Below are 903 nucleotides of genomic sequence, written 5' to 3'. Positions count from 1 at the left end.
GGAGAGCGTGGCGAGTTCGAGCTCATCGGCGGTCCGGAACGGGCCGTCGATCTTCACGCACTCGGTCTTGTAGAGCCCGATCGTCGACTCGGCCAGGGCGTTGTCGTACGAGTCGCCGACGGTTCCGATCGAGGCGATCGCGCCGACATCGGCAAGTCGCTCTGAGTAGCGCAGCGCGGTGTATTGAGCTCCCGCGTCGGAATGCTGAATGACACCGGTGATGTCCTGCCCGGCCCTGTCGCGAATCCAGAGGGCCATCTCGAGCGCATCCAGCGGCAGGTCGGTCGGCATCCGGTTCATCGTCCGCCACCCGACGATCCGGCGTGAGTAGACGTCGGTGACGAACGCGGTGAATGCCATCCCCGACCACGTCGGAACATAGGTGAAGTCGACCACCCAGAGTTCGTTGGGGCGGTCCGCGGTGAAGTCGCGCTTCACGTGATCCGGCGGGCGCGTCGACGAAGAATCTAGGCGCGTCGTGACGAACTGCTTGCCGCGCCGGATACCGCGCAGCCCCTGCTGACGCATGAGTCGTTCGACCGTGCAACGCGCTACGACGATGCCCTCTCGGCGCAGCAGGCGCCACACTTTGCGGGCGCCGCTGATGCCTCGACCGAGCTTACGATCCCAGAACACCCGCTCGATCTCCACGACCAACGCAGCGTCGGACTCGGCCCGCGCAGAGGCGGGCCGAGTCTTGAACGCGTAGTAACCGGACGGAGCGATCGGCACGGCATGCTCGGTGAGCACCCGGCAGATCGGCTCGACCCCGAACCGGTCACGATGATCGTCGATGAACTGAACTACCACGGCAGTCGCGGGTCGAGCTCCCGCGCGAAGAACGAGGACGCCGCCAACAGGATCTCGTTGGCACGCTTGAGCTCCCGGTTCTCCGCCTCGAGC

Annotated in this window: 1 protein-coding gene and 1 other annotated feature; the gene reads right to left on the bottom strand. The window is 65.8% G+C overall.

Annotated features, from left to right (window positions below):
- The coding region (locus BGP79_RS03880) for an IS3 family transposase (protein ID WP_076693370.1) at window positions 1-810 on the bottom strand (810 nt) is incomplete at its 3' end.
- Window positions 718-846: a sequence feature (AL1L pseudoknot), on the bottom strand. Its footprint overlaps the gene before it by 93 nt.
- Window positions 847-903: the final 57 nt, after the last annotated feature.

It is taken from the genome of Tersicoccus sp. Bi-70 (genome assembly GCF_001968825.1).
Lineage (GTDB): Bacteria > Actinomycetota > Actinomycetes > Actinomycetales > Micrococcaceae > Tersicoccus.
Note: the sequence above shows the minus strand (reverse complement) of the source record. Positions and strands in the feature narration are given on the sequence as shown.